This is a genomic window from Natrinema pellirubrum DSM 15624 (genome assembly GCF_000230735.2).
Lineage (GTDB): Archaea > Halobacteriota > Halobacteria > Halobacteriales > Natrialbaceae > Natrinema > Natrinema pellirubrum.
Map to the genome: position 1 here is coordinate 1,337,267 of NC_019962.1, position 15,074 is coordinate 1,352,340.

A 15,074-nucleotide genomic window follows, 5' to 3' on the forward strand; every position below is an offset into this window, starting at 1 on the left:
ACGACCGCTTTCTCAGCCGGAATCGCTAGACTCCTCGCCCTCGACCGGCTCGGCATCGACGACCAGCGGCTCCTCCGGTGGGACGGCGATCGATTGCTCTAACACCGAGGCCCGTAGCGTCGGCTTCGAGGCCGTCGCCTCCTGTCGGTAGTCGTCGTCGATCCGGTCCCCGCGGACCCCGCGTGGCGTCAAGTAGTCGCCGTCGACCTCGAGCCCAGCCGCCTCACAGAGCCGGCGTAGAACCGACCGCGCCCCCTCGGTGGTGATCGCCGGCGGCGCGATCGCACGCTCGCGGGCGAGTTCCCGGGCCGTCGAGGTCTCGAGCAGCGACTCGATCTCTGCTTCGTCGTGGCCACGCTCGGCGAGGACCGTCCGCACGCGGCGGGCGATCGACGGGGCGTGGCCGGTCGGAAACAGCGGCCAGTCGTTCGCGGGCGGGTCCAGTACGATCCGATACCGACGCAGCGGCGTCCGCGCTCGGGCCGGGAGCGGGACGTCCTCGAGGCGCTGGGACTTGCCCAACACGCGGATCGTCCCCGTGTAGAAGTCCACGTCGTCCCACGTCGCGCCAACACGGCGGTCGTCGTCGGGGACCCGGAACAGCTCCGAGCCCCGGACCGTCGAGTGGGCGAGGACCGCCACCATCGCGTACTCGCGCAGGCGGGTTCGGCGCTCGCTCGTCGACCGGGTCCCCGACTCGAGCGCTCGCTCGCGGACGTGGCGCTCGAGTTCGCGACGCTGGTCGGCCGTCCACGAGTCGCTTGTGGGCCGGGCGTCGGCGGTCGGCAGCGCTGCCTCGGCCCGGTCGGTCGCGGCGGGATTGGTCTCGAGGATGCCGCCACGAACGCACCACGAGAGGAACGCCCGAACCACGGCGTAGTAGGTGCCGGCGGTCGAGGCGGTGTACTGGCCCCGTTCCGTCCGGCGGCGAAGCTCCGCGGCGTAGGCGCGCATGTGATCGACTGCAAGGGCGTCGATCGATCGGATCCCGTGGTCGGTCTCGAGCCACTCGGCCCACCGCCGCAGGATCGACTCGGCGTTGGAGGCGTAAGCACCCGCGCCGGAGCCATCGGGATCGCCCACCGCCTTGCGCTGGATGTAGGTGTCGACCGCATCGGTGATCGCGACGCCGGTCACGGCGCGATCACCCGCCCGACGCCCGCGTCTGTCGCCCCGGATCGCCGTCGCCCAGTCCGATCCTGCCGGTCGGCACGACTCTCGAGGGTGACGCCAGTGGTCATCGGTTCGTGTGTTCCTGTTCCACGGCCCTAAATCTGTGTTTCGAATCCACACTGGTCGAAAAAACTGCGATCACACGCGAGCGAGGGCCGGCGACGGAATCCGGCCCATCCGAAACCGTCGGGGACCTACCCGCTCGTTCTTGGCGGCCGGCTCGACATTCAGAACCGAGTATACCGGCTGACAATTTTTCGATAGTCGATACTGAATGACGCGGTCGATCACCGTACGAATGCGTCAGTCACTCCGAATCGTACGAATTGAGCGGCGGCGCGCCCGACGACGGCTCGGTCGATCGTCGGCGTGGCGCTCGTTTCGGCTGCCCATCGGTACCGACACGCCCGCCGCCCTCACTTGGGCCGAACAGCGCTACGAGTCCGTCAAACAGGTCGCAGAACCCGTTTCACTCCCCGACGTCTAGCACCGTTCTGGTCTCGCGAGCGTTGCTACTGGTCGACACGGGCCCAGGACAGTATGGTCAGCACCGCGTCTCTCGAGCGGCGCTCGCTGCGGTGTAGCGACGCACTCGAGGTCTCGGTTCGCTCGGCGGTCGGACCGAAATCGAAGCAGAATATTTACAAGTATAGTTTCAGTACTGAAATTCAGGTTTCACAATGGTTGGAAACGAAACATCGATGCGGAGTGATGGCCACGGTGGCCGTGACGTATCGACACCGGCGACGGCCCGGTCGTTCCGCGGCGGGAGGCGGTGTCGACGGCGTCGCCCGAACGACAACTCCCGAACCCGAGGTTCGGTGAGGGGACACTGATGGACGAGTCACGTCGACGGGTACTCGCCGGCATCGCCGGTGGGGGACTCGCCTCTCTTGCCGGGTGTGCAACCGGCGACACGGCCGACGAGACCGCATTTACGATCGGGCTGGCGGCGGATCCGACCGACACCAGTCGATACGACAACTGGGGCGGCATGGCTCCCTATTGGACACGCGTCATCGAGCCGCTGGTCTGGGGCACTGACGATATGCAACCGAAACCGTGGCTCGCGACCGACTGGACCGCCACCGACGACACCACCTGGGAGTTCGAACTCCGCAAGGGCGTCCGCTTTCACAACGGTGCGGAACTGACTGCCGACGACGTCGTCTACACCTTCGAGGAGAACATCCTCTCCGAGCGCGGCGACTTCGTCTACGGGTGGCTCCACCTCGAACCGGGCAGCGTCACGAAACGCGACGAATACACCGTCGCGTTCGAGACGACGGACCCGTTCCCCGGCTTCCCCGGCACGATCGCCCACAACATGATCGACATCCAGCCGCCCGCAGCCGATCGGCAGGCGGGCGAGATCATCGGTACCGGACCGTTTACCCTCGAGGAAATCCGGCGCGGGCAGTACGTCCGCGTCGAACGGTTCGCGGACTACTGGGGCGGCAAACCGGCCCCGACGGAACTCACGTTCCGGGCGGCCGAAGACGAGACGACGCGGACCGATCTCCTCGAGAGCGGCGAGGTCGATCTGATCTATATGCCGGCCAAAAGTCGCCTCTCATCGTTTCGCGATCGCGACGACGTTCGCGTCGAATCCCAGCAGTCCGCGGGGGCGGTTTCGGTCTGGCTCAACATCTATCGCGACCCGACCGACGACCTGGCCCTGCGGCGCGCGCTCAACTACGCGGTCTCCCAGACGGAACTCGTCGAGACGGTACTCGAGGGGGTCGGCGAGCCGGCCCGCGGCCCGATATCGACGGTCATCGACTGGGTCGACGAGGACGAACTGCCGACCTACGAACGCGATCGGGACACCGCGCGTGACCTCGTCGATCAGTCGGCCTACGACGGCTCGGAACTGACCTGTCTCGTGGACACCGATATGGACGACGGGAGGACGATCGGACAAGTTCTCCAGTCGTCGTTCAAGGAAATCGGCGTCGATGTCAGTCTCGAAGTCCGCGAGCGCGCAGCAATAAACGACCTGACGGACCGCGGCGAGTTCCACCTTCTGGTCGGGAGTACGGGATCGAACAGCCCCGGCGCGGACTATCTCATGTGGGAGAACTTCCACACGATGGGTGTCGACAACAAGAACCGCTACGAGGCCGACGGGACCGGGCTGTACAACCTCGGCGGCAAGGTCGATGACCTCATCGAGACCGGCTATCAGGCGCGTGACCCGGCCGCGAAACGCGACGCCTACATCGAGGCACAGCGGAAAATCATGGCGGCGGCCGTCGTCGTCCCGCTGTTCTACCAGGAGTACGTCGTCGCCGCCGACGCCGCGCTCGACGGTCTCGAACTCCATCCGATCGAGAAGTTCGCCGAGTGGAGCGACCTGACGCGAACGACCTCACGATGACTACCTACGATTACCTCGCGTCCCGACTCACGACGTCGCTTGCCGTTACGGTCGGTGTCTCGCTTGTCACGTACGGGCTGATATTTCTCACGCCCGGCGAGCCGGCCGAGATCATTCTCTCCCAGCAGCTCGGCCGCCAGCCCTCTGCGGCCGAAATCGAGGCGTTTCGGGCGGAAAACGGCCTGAACGAGCCGGTCCCGGTCCAGTACCTGAACTGGCTGCTGGACGTCTGCCGGGGCGATCTCGGCACGTCGTACTACAGCGACACGCCGGTCTCGACGCTGATCGTGGAGGCGCTACCGGTGACACTCGAGTTGGCCCTTGCCGCAATGGTCGTCGCGCTCGCGATTTCGATCCCCGCTGGCGTCGCCAGCGCCGTCCACCAAGGCTCCTCGATCGACTATGCAAGCCAACTGGGCGCGCTACTCGGCGTTTCGATGCCGAACTTCTGGCTCGCGTACCTGCTGATCCTGCTGTTCCCGCTGACGCTCGGCGTCTTCCCGGTCGCCGGTGCCGGCAGCGTCGGCCACCTCGTGTTGCCAGCGATCACACTGGGTACCGGCATGGCTGCCGTCGTCACGCGACTCGTCCGAAGTTCCATGCTCGAGGTCCTCGACGAAGCGTACGTCGATACCGCCCGCTCGACGGGACTCCGTGAGCGGATCGTCGTCTACAAACACGCGCTGCGAAACGCGCTCGTCCCGGTCGTAACGGTTCTCGGCCTCCAGTTGGGGACATTGCTGAACGGCGCAGTCGTCGTCGAGATAATCTTCCAGCGGCCGGGGCTTGGTACGTTGCTCGTCGATGCGGTGTTCGAACGCAACTACCCGGTCGTACAGGGGGTCACCCTCGTTACCGCGGTCGTCTTCGTCGTAACGAACCTGGTCGTCGATCTCACGTACCGCTATCTCGATCCCCGCGTCCGGCTCGGGGGTGAGACGGCGTGATCGGCTGTTTCGAGGCCCTCGTGGCGGGCCTTCGACGACGGTACCGTGCGGTTCGGACGTCCCGGGCGACCGCGGCGTTTTTCGCGAACCCGCTCAACGTTGTCGGGCTGGTGATCGTCGCCACCCTGACGATCGCCGCCGTGTTCGGTCCCGTCGTCGCACCCACCGACCCGTCGAGTCAGGAACTCGCGAATCGATTACAGCCACCGACACTGGCCCATCCGATGGGGACCGATCAACTCGGACGGGACGTCTTCTCGCGACTCCTATACGGTGCCCGGCTCTCGCTCGGTATCGCCGTCGCCGTCACCGCGATAAGGCTCGTCCTCGGGACGGCGATCGGCCTGCTCGCGGGCTATGCCGGCGGCCTGATCGACGAACTCCTGATGCGACTCGTCGACGTCCAACTCGCGTTCCCGGGGCTGGTACTCGCACTCGTGGTCGCCGGCATTCTCGGCCCCAGCCTCCGAAACGTGATGCTCGCACTCGCGGTCGTCGGCTGGGCATCCTACGCCCGTCTCGTCCGCAGCAGTGTCCTCTCGACGAAAGAACGCGAGTTCGTCCAGGCGGCCCGGCTGATGGGCGTCTCCCGGCATCGCATCGCCATCCGCCATCTCCTCCCGAACACCATCGGCCCGATCATCGTTCTCGCGACAATGAACCTCGGAACGGTGATACTGGGAACGGCCGGTCTTTCGTTTATCGGCCTCGGCGCACAGCCACCGACGCCCGAATGGGGAACGATGCTTTCGACCGGCCGCCACCACCTCCGGGGGGCGTGGTGGCTCGCGAACGCTCCGGGCGCGGCGATCATGCTCACCGTCCTTGGATTCAACCTGCTCGGTGACGGGCTCCGTGACGTCCTCGATCCGAACCACGATACACCCCTCGAGAAACCGACGTGATCACGACATGACTGGACAATCGACGGATTCCACGTTGCTTTCGATCGATAACCTCCACACGCAGTTTCAGACCCGCAATGGCCTCGTCCGCGCAGTTGAGGGCGTCTCGATGACCGTCGACCAGGGCGAAATCGTCGGCCTCGTCGGCGAGAGCGGGAGCGGCAAATCCGTGACCGCACGCTCGATCGTCGGCCTCCAGGACCCGGGCGAGATCGTCCGGGGATCGATCCACCTCGACGACGTGGCAGTGACCGATGCGACCGACCGACAGCTCCGCCGGCTCCGGGGAGACACCGTCTCGATGGTGTTTCAGGACCCGACTGAGACGCTGAACCCCGTTTTCGACGTCGGCGAGCAGATCGCCGAATCGATCAAGGTCCACGAGGAACCCGGTCCCCAGCGCCTGCTCGAGTACCTCCATCTCCCGCCGTTTAGCAGCCGGTCGGAGTGGCGCGAGTACCGCGAACGGGCGATCGACCTCATGGAACAGGTCGGAATCGCCAGCCCGGCCGACCGGGTTGACGCATACCCCCACGAACTCTCCGGCGGACAACGCCAGCGGGCCGGCGTCGCGATCGCGCTCGCATCCGACCCGGACCTGGTGATCGCCGACGAACCGACGACCGCGCTCGATGCGACCACGCAGGCACAACTCCTCGAGCGATTCCGTCAGTACAACGCCGAGCGCGGGACGGCGATCCTGCTGATCACGCACGATCTGGGCGTCGTCGCCGAAATCTGCGACCGCGTCGTCGTGATGTACGCCGGCGAGGTGATGGAAACCGGCCCGACCGAACGCATCCTCGAGGACCCTCGCCACCCGTACACGAAGGCGCTGCTCGAGTGTCTCCCCCAGCGCGTCGACCGGGAGAGCCGACTCCCGGCGATCGACGGATCGGTTCCCGAACCGACCGCCGATCGGGCAGGCTGTCCGTTTGCCCCCCGGTGTGAGTACGCGACTGCCGCCTGTCGGGACGGGGAGGTCCCGACCGTTGCTCTCGCTGACGGCCGCGGAAGCGTCACCTGCGTCGAGTCGAACTGGTCCGAGTCGGATACCCCGTCCTCGAGCAGGGGCGCTCCCGATGCCAGGTCCGAATCGACCGCGGCCGCCGAATCGGCCCCGGGCGACTCGGACCGACCGTCCCCGATCGTCGAACTCGAGGGTGTTTCCAGACACTACTCGCTCGCGAGCGGGCTGATCGAACGCCTCCTCGGAGCCGACGACACGCTCCGGGCCGTCGACGGGGTCGACCTCGAGATCCGGGCCGGAGAAACGCTCGCACTCGTCGGCGAGAGCGGCTGTGGCAAGTCCACGCTTGCATCGCTGATTACCGGCCTCGAGAGGCCGACGGCCGGGACGGTCCGAATCGACGGGACGCCAGTCGGCAGCGTCGCCGACCGCGATGCCGATACCCTCACCGACGTCGGCGTCGTCTTTCAGGACCCGCACTCGAGTCTCAACCCCCGACTGACGGTCGAGCAAACGATCGGTGAACCGCTACGGAGTGTCGGCTGGGACCGACCTCGTCGCAAGGACCGCGTCCGCGAGTTGCTCGATCGCGTCGGGCTCTCGGAACACCAGGCGACGAGCTACCCGCACGAACTCTCGGGCGGACAGATCCAGCGCGTCGCGATCGCGCGTGCGATCGCACTCGATCCCTCGCTCGTCGTCCTCGACGAGCCGGTCTCCGCGCTCGACGCCTCCGTTCAAGCCCGCCTCCTCAACGTCCTCGCGGACCTTCAAGCCGATCTCGGTCTCGCCTATCTGTTCATCTCTCACGACCTGACCGTCGTCGAACACGTCGCGGACCGCGTGGCAGTGATGTATCTCGGGGAACTGATGGAGGTCGGCCCCGCCGACAGGGTGTTCGATCGGCCGACACATCCGTACACGACGGCACTGCTCGAAGCGATTCCGTCGCTCGAACCCGGCGGTTCCATGGGGGCCTCGATCGCGGACGCGCCGCCGAACCCGACCGATCCACCGAGCGGGTGTGTCTTCCGGACCCGCTGTCCGATGGCCGAGCCGAAATGTGCGGCTACCGACCCTGAGCAGCACCAACTCGAGGCGGGCCGCTCGAAGTGTCACTTCGCCCGTGATCACTGACGACGCGTCCGATCCGTGACTCGCCGTTCTTTCCCGTCCGTAGCCGTCGGGGTCCCGATTTCCACGTACTCGTACGGCCGAGACGAACGACTCGACATGCAGAATTAAGTGTCGCGTGCCATAATTTTCCACTATCCGGAAGTGAATGACCCGCCCCATCACCGCACGGATCCGTCAGCCTCTCCGAATCGCGCGAGTCGAGCGACGGCGTACCCGGCGACGACTCGGTCGATCGCCGGCGTGGCGAACGGTCCTCGCCGTCACGTTCGTCTTGGTTTCCACGCTCCTCGGTGCCGGTGCGTACGAGGTCGGCCGATCGTTGCGGCGCGGAACCGCCGCTCTCCCCCTCGAGACGATATATATCGCCACCGTCTCGGGGTTTCTCACGTTGGTCTGGGTGTTCGCTCGACGAACGTCGACGGTAATGGAACGCATCGAACCCGAGTTGCTTCTCACGAGCGTTCCGCCCCGGACGGTCGCGCTCGGTGTCGTCGCCACGATCGTCGGCGGGATTGCCGTTCCGCTGTCTCTACCCGCCGTCTGCTTCGCGGTCGGACTCGCGTTCGGACACCAATCCCTGTCGGGGCCGTTTACCGTCTTGCTCGCCGTTTCCGGCGGCGTCGCGCTCGCGGCACTGATCGGTGTAACGCTGAGCCTCGGACGGGAACTCGCCGCCCTCCGGTCGCCCCGACTCCGCCGGTACAGAACGCTCCTGTACGCGACGGGATTCGCGGCCCTCGTGATCGCGTGGTTCCTACTGGCCAGCGATGCCGTCGGCTGGGACCGCCTCGCCTCGTGGCTTCCGGTCGTTCCGATCACCTGGATCGCTGATCTCGGCCTGCTCGGACTGACGAGGGCCGAGCCGATCGGCCCTCGTCCCGTCGGCGCGATCTGTCTGTTCGGCGTCAGCCTCCCGCTCTGTACAGTCGCAGCGATCAGGCTCGCCGACCGGGTCTGGCATACCGATCCGGTCGGATCCGGAACGATCCACCGCTCGCGGTCCCTGCTCGGACCCGGACGCGCGAGGTGGCTGTTCGGCGGCCGGGTTTCTCGGCCCGTCCTCACCGTCGCCCGAAAGCGATGGCTTCAGGAACGGCGCGTCCCCCGGGGCCTGTTGACCGCGGGATACATGCTGCTGGTCCTTCCGATCGTCTACCTCCCGCTTCTCGCCGCCGGTGAGATACTGGCGGCTACACCGATGCTCCTCGCGTTCGTCCTCGCCGTCGGGACTGGCCTCGCGTTCGGAATCGAACTCCTCAGCGTCGAGTATCCCGCGCTCCCGCTGACGCTTACCGCCGCCTCGAGCCGCCAGTTCGTCCGCGGGACCGTCCTTGCGGGAACCGCGGTCGGCGCACCGGTGACGGTAGCGATAACCGCCGTTGCCGGGGTGGGAAGCCCTCTCGGTCCCCTCGAGGCGATCCTGACCGCCCTCGCGAGCGTTCCCCTCTGTCTCTGTGGCGTCACCGTCGCCGCAGCGATCGGTATGGACGCGTCCTATCGCGACTTTCGCCCGGTCCCGATCCCGTTCGTCGATACGACCGTCTACTCGGAGACCGGTCGACGGTCGTTTCTCAAGCTTGCTGTCGTGATGACACTCGTCGGGCTCGTCTGCCTTCCGGCGCTTACGGGGTATCTCTCGCCTGTGAACGAGCCGCTGGCGACGGGACTCGGGGTTTCGATACCGACCGTTCGCCTGCTGTCGCTCGTCGGAACGGTCGCACTCGCGATCGCGGTCTCGGCGGTTTCCTACCGGCGGGCGGTGAGGGCGTTCGAGGAGTATACGATTCCGTGAGTCACGGTCTCGAGCCCCGCGACCGACGATGCAACTGAACGACCGGTCGTTGTGCAGTCGCGCGAAAAATAGATCGGCGTCTCGCTGCCGAGTCTGGCGGGTTCGTCGTCCCGGTTGGACGGTTACCAGAACTCTTCGATACCACACTTCGCCGCACAGCCGGCCGCGGTGCCACCGATACAGACCGCACACGGGGCACAGCTGATTCGAGTCGGATCGGCGACACACACCTGACACGGGGTCGCACAGAAGGAGCCCCACGTGATACAGTTCACCCAGCAGTCGATCCCCGATCCCTGCGTGGTGAACCCGTCGGACTGTGCGTCCAGACTGTAGACGGATTCCAGCTCGGTCCCGTCGATTTCGGCGATGAGGAGGGTATCGGTACCGTTCTCCAGCGTTGCGGAGACGAACACCCTGGTGACTCCCGACTCGAGGTCGCGATGGGCGGCCGCATCGGCCGTATCGACCGTCGCGACGTTCCCGTTCTCGAGGGCTTGGGTCCAGTCGTCACTGGCTTCCAGCGTCTCCAGTGCGTCGGCCGTGACCGTATCGCCGAGAACGAGGTTTTCGACGAGGATATCGTCGTCTTCATGCCGCGCTCTCCTGGGCCGAACAGCGCTACGAGTCCGTCAAACAGGCCGCGGCACCCGTTTCACTTCCCGACGGCACCCTCTAGACACCGTCCTGTCCTCGCGAGTCGTCGGTGTACTCGGAGGACTACTGGTGTTCGATATCGTGGCATATGATTTACCGTCACCTGATCGACCCAACGAGTCAGGACGGATGCTGGTGGCGGATCTTCTCGGCCGTCATCCCCGGTACCGGCGTTCCACAGTCCTTGCACTTCCACTCGGGCGTCGGTGTTCCACGTTCCTTCCGCAGGTCCTGCTTGAACTCGAGGCGGGCACCACACGGACACCGGTAGGTCGTGCGGGTCATAGTCGGACCAACCACGTCGGGAGCGATAAACGATTCGCCGGCCGGGGTTCGAGCGCTCGAGTCGGCACCCGCTCTTTCTCGGGGAGCGCCGGGATCAAGACGCTGCCGCCCGTCGTCCGGGACGATGCCGGAATCACACAGGATCCCGATCGAAACGGCGGCCGCGACGGGGTCGGCCCCCGAGGTCGCCGCGGTGCATCACGAAACCGACTCGGACGACTGGATCGTGTTCTGTCACGGCCTCCGCAGCGACAAGTCCGGCAGCTACGAGGGCCGGTGTCGGCGGGCCGTCAGGGAGGGGTACAACGCCGTCCGGTTCGACTGCCGGGGCTGTGGCGAGTCCGACGGTACGTTCGTCGACGCCACCCTCGAGGCTCGACTGGCCGATCTCCGTGCCGTGACCGAGTACTTCGACCCCGATTCGTACGTCCTCTTTGGCTCGAGTTTCGGCGGGAAAATGGCTTTCCACGCCGCCGCAACGGACGACCGGGTGCGGGCGGTCGCGACGCGTGCGCCCGTGACGACTACCGATACGTTCGACGAGTATCGGTCGACCATCGACCGCGACGGGGGGGGGTACAGTTCGAGACCGGCGAACGGATCGACCGTCGGTTCCTCGAGGCGCTGGATCGCTACCCCTTCGACGATGTCGTCGAATCGCTCTCGGTCCCGGTCGCGATCTTCCACGGCGGTGCCGACGACGTCGTCGATCCCGCCGACAGTTTCGCGGCCGCTCGGCGACTCGAGACCGACGTCCTCCTCGAGCGGTTCGCCGGCGAAGGCCATCGCTTCTCGCGGGTGGCCGAGGACCGATTGCGGAAGCGATTGTTCGACTGGCTCGAGTGGGCCGGCGGCGAGAGCAGGCGGTGCTGATCCGCTGTGTAGTGGATAAATTAGATATTGCTATACACAATTCGTGTGCGTTCGTGTGCGTCGACTCGGCGACCGACAACCCGCGACACGCCGAAGCGAGTACAGCAAGCGGCGAACGCAACCAGGACCCGGATCCGTCACCGCCTTGGGGCCGGACATGCCTTCCGACTCGGAGTATCTATCGGGACGTCTACCCGGTGGACAGACCTGACTCGAGTTGATCCTCGAGTGTTGTCGACGATGTTTGGCCCGAGTTTCTCACTGCATCTCTCATGCAGTTCTAGATATAGCCGGCAGCCAAGCCTACCTGCGTAGTTGAGAACGCGGTTTCTATCCGACGTAGTACGCACTACATCCCGTTCGACGGCTCTCCGGTTCGGTACTCCGGTGGCGGGGTGATGTTCCGTGTCAGTTCACGGAACAGAGAGAGAGATAGAGCAGGTATACTACCGTGAGGAGTGCCGGAAGCACTCCGCCCAGCCCGTAGATCGTACCGAGTCCGGCTGTTTTCAATGACACCACGAGGTATTTCGTCCGGCGCGGGCCGAGAATAGCGGCGACAGTCGCGCGGTTCACTTCGTCGTCTCCGGTGATGTCGTTTACGTTCCGTGACTCGACACCTGCAAAGATGATGGCGAACCAGGCCATGAACACCGCCACCGTTGGCATCGTAACACGCAGTGTCGTACTGAGAAATATCGGGAGGAAAATCAGCACTGCCCAGACCACTGCGACGTATGCAGAATCAATGACGGGATAGCGCTTCGAGTCGTCGTACGTATAGATGAATACAAGCGGTAATTGTGCGATGAGTAGTGCGAGTCCTGTCCGTGACGTCGATGCGAGGCCGATCGCAAAGAAGAGCGTGATGGCCTGATAGATGACGATACTGGCGAGGCTCGTATAGAGCAGTGGCGTATCGAAGCGTTCGACGAGCGCCGTCCTGTACGCGTTATTGATGCGGTCTTCCGGACTGATGTTGCGCCGGTCCTCGACGTAAATGACGTATACACCCAGTGCAGGGAGGAGTATCCCAACACCGATTGCTGAAAGTGGGATATCGAGCGTGATTGCGGTTATGCATACCATAAGCACAGCGCCGATGCAAAGCCAGAGATTCAACAGGAAGGGGGTATGAACGGTCCGTGTATCCACAGTACTCGTACCGAGGCACCATGCTGAGTTAAAATTTCCTGAGGGAATGGAATCAAAACGCCGTCGAATGGCTCCGTTCGAAGAACATGTGAACACTTACCTATCCGAAACGGTCCGGGCTGGCTCGTCCTCGGACTCCGCAGGAACGGGAAGCGTAATACGGATCTGTGCACCGCCGCTGTGCCGATTTCTACACTCGAAGACACCGCCCGCCTTTTCGGTCAGATACTTCACGATCCAGAGTCCGATCCCGCTAAGATGACTCATTTGGGTCTCTCCTTCCTCTCTCAGTACCTCGAGTTCGGTTTCGGGGATGCCCTGGCCGTCGTCTTCGACGAATAACGTTACAGCGTCGTCCTCTATTTCGCTCCGAAGCACCACGGTAGCTTGATCGGGCTGGCCACGGTGTTCGACCGCGTTCTCGATTAGTTCCTGAACGGCGAAAGCGAATTTCGAATGACACTGTACGTCGACATCGTGAATTGACACCTCGAGAACGGTATCCGAGGGAATTTCGGCCTTCGTTATACCGTCTTCGACCATTTCCGGGAGGCTAGCAACCACGTTCCGGTCCTCACCGATCACACTATCGATAAGCCTAATTTTGTGGGCTTTATTCACGATGTCTTCCGAGGTATCCACAATATCTGTCAAATTATCGTCGCCCCCATCGGGAAGGTCCTTTTGGAGACTTTCCGATTGGCCGAGAATAATCTGCATCGACGTCCGGATATCGTGTCGAAAGAACCTGATTAGAACGTCTTTTATCCGCTCGAGTTCCTTCTCCCGCTGTTTGAGTTTCGTTATCTCTCCGACGACGATTAATTTCCCGGCTAACCCACGGCCGTACGCAAACGGTTGCGTCTGCGTCGTATAGTACTTGAGTTCGCCACGCTCCGTCCGAGAGAACGTCCCTTCGATTTCGCCTGTCGAAGAACGGGTCGGCAAGACGTCCTCGATACGTTCCCGGGAGTCCAAGTTCACATCGAACGTTTCAGCAGCGGTACTGTTCCCGTCGATGATTTCGTCTTCGGCGTTAAGAATGAAAACCGCTTCGTTGATGGCATTGAACGCTTGGTTTCGAGCGACGGGTGAGAACTCCAGAAACCCATGCCGGTTCACGGAGTGAGCGAAGTAGATTCCCGCGAACCCGTACAGTAGCGCGGTTCCATCGTAGTATGGGGGAAGATAATCGACGATTGTGAGTGTCGTGGCGACCAGTACGCCGATGAAGAATATCGCGAGTGTCACCGCTCGTCTGCGATGCTTTCCGTCCGAGTGGATGGCTTCTGCGAAGAAAAGCGCAGTACTGGCGATCGTCATCAGATAGCCGTATCCCTGAACGATACTGACGAACAGGATTCCTTGTGGGAACCCGACTTGAAGCACGCCGTCGGTACCAACAGTGTACTCGGCAGTGTAGACGATATCACCCGGATTGGTCCAACTAAGGGTGAAGAATACGATCGCGGGCAGAAAAAAGAGGACGGCAACTCTGTTCGATAGCGGTTGTTTGTAGGCAAACTCATACGCGAACAGGAAGAACGCGCCACCTGTTGCAGTAACGACTGTCCAGAAGACGTTCGCGATCGCATACGTAAGGCCAGCGGCTGGGACTAGATTCATCGTCGCGTAAAGAAATGCCCAGGCGGCCGCCAGAACCATGAAGAGAATAAACCATTGGATTGCCGGTTTCCGCCGCTTGTCGTACACCGTATAGGCGCTGTATAGTGCTGGGAGAGTACTCATGTATAACAAAAATGTTATAGTTATATAATTTAGCATACTCATTCTTCTATCTCAATAGAAGATACGGCTCCGATCTATTAAAAAATTCTCTAGCTTGGAAAAATATTGGTGGCGATATAGAAAACGACTGACATCCTCGAACGGGAACGCCGCATCGCTTATCAATGCTCATCACGCTACAGCCATGTTACTCACCCACGTTTCGTTCTCCGAACCCTCTGACGTCTCCACGGCGGGGTGTTTTCTCAGCCAGAAAAACCGGACCGCTTTTGATAGCCATGGCGGAAGGAACTGCCATACCAGTGAGTGAGGAAACTGACCTGTCGACCCTGCTTTCGGTTCTCGACGACGAGTACGCACGGGAAATCCTCACCCACACGAGCGTCGAACCCATGTCTGCTAGTACCCTGAGCGAACGGTGTGATGCCTCCCTCCCGACGATCTATCGACGACTCGATCGCCTCGAGGAGTGTCGCCTCGTCACCGAGGAGACCGAACTCGCATCCGACGGCAACCACTACAGCGTCTATAGTGCGAACCTCGACCACCTCGAACTGTCCTTGGAGGAGGGATCGTTCGAACTCGAGTTGACGTATCGCGAGGAAGACGTCGCCGACAAGTTCACCCGGATGTGGGAGGGGATGCGATGAGTCGGAACGTCGTCCGGATCGATGAGGCGACGCTGTTCGAGCTGTTGACCGTCGCGAGTCTCTTCCTCGTCGCGCTGTTTGGCGCGGTCATCGCGTATCAGGCCTACCGGGGGTACCGGCGCAACGACGCACAGTCGATGCTCTATCTGTCCATCGGTCTCTCGCTGTTGACGGTGTTTCCGTTCCTGCTCAACGTCTTCGTGACGACGCTGGTCGATCCCGATCAGGTCGTCATCGCGTTGCTCGAGAACGTGAGCCGACTGCTCGGACTGGTCGCGATCACGTATTCGCTGTACGGGCGACACTGAGGATTCGGGCGGATCGATCGGGCCGAAGCGGCAGGGACCATCGCTCAGGGGAACGGCCGACGCCGCACGTCCCCGCGCGAGGGGGGAATCGCG

At 63.2% G+C, this 15,074-nt stretch carries 13 protein-coding genes; 8 read left to right on the plus strand and 5 right to left on the minus strand.

All coding sequences use genetic code 11. The annotated features are described in order from the left end of the window. Positions 1-12: 12 nt before the first annotated feature. Complete coding sequence (locus tag NATPE_RS06510; RefSeq protein WP_006179547.1) at positions 13-1,137, minus strand: tyrosine-type recombinase/integrase; 1,125 nt, start codon at positions 1,135-1,137, stop codon at positions 13-15. An 871-nt stretch (positions 1,138-2,008) separates the two neighbouring features. Here NATPE_RS06510 and NATPE_RS06520 point away from each other — a divergent pair. The 5 genes from NATPE_RS06520 (at position 2,009) to NATPE_RS06540 (ending at position 9,304) form a co-directional block, all read left to right on the plus strand. Continuing rightward, positions 2,009-3,553 (plus strand): ABC transporter substrate-binding protein, encoded by a 1,545-nt coding sequence (locus NATPE_RS06520; RefSeq protein WP_015298845.1) that lies wholly within the window; start codon positions 2,009-2,011, stop codon positions 3,551-3,553. After that, positions 3,550-4,500, plus strand: a complete 951-nt coding sequence (gene nikB, locus NATPE_RS06525; protein WP_015298846.1) for a nickel ABC transporter permease — start codon at positions 3,550-3,552, stop codon at positions 4,498-4,500. Before NATPE_RS06520 ends, nikB begins: the two co-directional genes overlap by 4 nt. Then, positions 4,497-5,405 carry a nickel transporter permease gene (gene nikC, locus NATPE_RS06530; RefSeq protein ID WP_006179543.1) on the plus strand — a complete coding sequence of 303 codons (909 nt, stop codon included), beginning with the start codon at positions 4,497-4,499 and terminating at the stop codon, positions 5,403-5,405. Before nikB ends, nikC begins: the two co-directional genes overlap by 4 nt. A 7-nt stretch (positions 5,406-5,412) precedes the next feature. Next, positions 5,413-7,512: a dipeptide ABC transporter ATP-binding protein gene (locus NATPE_RS06535; RefSeq protein ID WP_006179542.1), complete on the plus strand. Its 2,100-nt coding sequence runs from the start codon at positions 5,413-5,415 to the stop codon at positions 7,510-7,512. Positions 7,513-7,936: 424 nt separating this feature from the next. Continuing rightward, positions 7,937-9,304 carry a hypothetical protein gene (locus NATPE_RS06540; RefSeq protein WP_241432717.1) on the plus strand — a complete coding sequence of 456 codons (1,368 nt, stop codon included), beginning with the start codon at positions 7,937-7,939 and terminating at the stop codon, positions 9,302-9,304. Between the two features lie 122 nt (positions 9,305-9,426). On the opposite strand, the gene NATPE_RS06545 is transcribed toward NATPE_RS06540, so the two are convergent. Both NATPE_RS06545 and NATPE_RS22615 read right to left on the minus strand, forming a co-directional pair. After that, on the minus strand, positions 9,427-9,720 hold the full coding sequence (locus NATPE_RS06545) for a hypothetical protein (protein WP_006179540.1): 294 nt from the start codon (positions 9,718-9,720) through the stop codon (positions 9,427-9,429). A gap of 361 nt (positions 9,721-10,081) precedes the next feature. Next, positions 10,082-10,246, minus strand: a complete 165-nt coding sequence (locus NATPE_RS22615) for a hypothetical protein (RefSeq protein WP_006179539.1) — start codon at positions 10,244-10,246, stop codon at positions 10,082-10,084. A gap of 124 nt (positions 10,247-10,370) precedes the next feature. Between NATPE_RS22615 and NATPE_RS21040 the strand changes: the two genes are divergently transcribed. Beyond that, positions 10,371-11,138 (plus strand): alpha/beta hydrolase, encoded by a 768-nt coding sequence (locus NATPE_RS21040; RefSeq protein ID WP_006179538.1) that lies wholly within the window; start codon positions 10,371-10,373, stop codon positions 11,136-11,138. A gap of 389 nt (positions 11,139-11,527) precedes the next feature. Here NATPE_RS21040 and NATPE_RS06555 read toward each other — a convergent pair whose 3' ends face one another. After that, positions 11,528-12,274 carry a UbiA prenyltransferase family protein gene (locus NATPE_RS06555; RefSeq protein ID WP_241432716.1) on the minus strand — a complete coding sequence of 249 codons (747 nt, stop codon included), beginning with the start codon at positions 12,272-12,274 and terminating at the stop codon, positions 11,528-11,530. Positions 12,275-12,370: 96 nt separating this feature from the next. Further along, positions 12,371-14,023 carry a sensor histidine kinase gene (locus NATPE_RS06560; protein ID WP_241432715.1) on the minus strand — a complete coding sequence of 551 codons (1,653 nt, stop codon included), beginning with the start codon at positions 14,021-14,023 and terminating at the stop codon, positions 12,371-12,373. 302 nt (positions 14,024-14,325) lie between these two features. On the opposite strand from NATPE_RS06560, the gene NATPE_RS06565 reads away from it, so the two are divergent. Together NATPE_RS06565 and NATPE_RS06570 are read left to right on the plus strand one after the other, a co-directional pair. Beyond that, positions 14,326-14,673 carry an ArsR/SmtB family transcription factor gene (locus tag NATPE_RS06565; protein WP_006179535.1) on the plus strand — a complete coding sequence of 116 codons (348 nt, stop codon included), beginning with the start codon at positions 14,326-14,328 and terminating at the stop codon, positions 14,671-14,673. Next, positions 14,670-14,981, plus strand: coding sequence for a DUF7521 family protein (locus tag NATPE_RS06570; protein WP_006179534.1), 312 nt, complete (start codon positions 14,670-14,672; stop codon positions 14,979-14,981). Before NATPE_RS06565 ends, NATPE_RS06570 begins: the two co-directional genes overlap by 4 nt. Positions 14,982-15,074 lie beyond the last annotated feature (93 nt).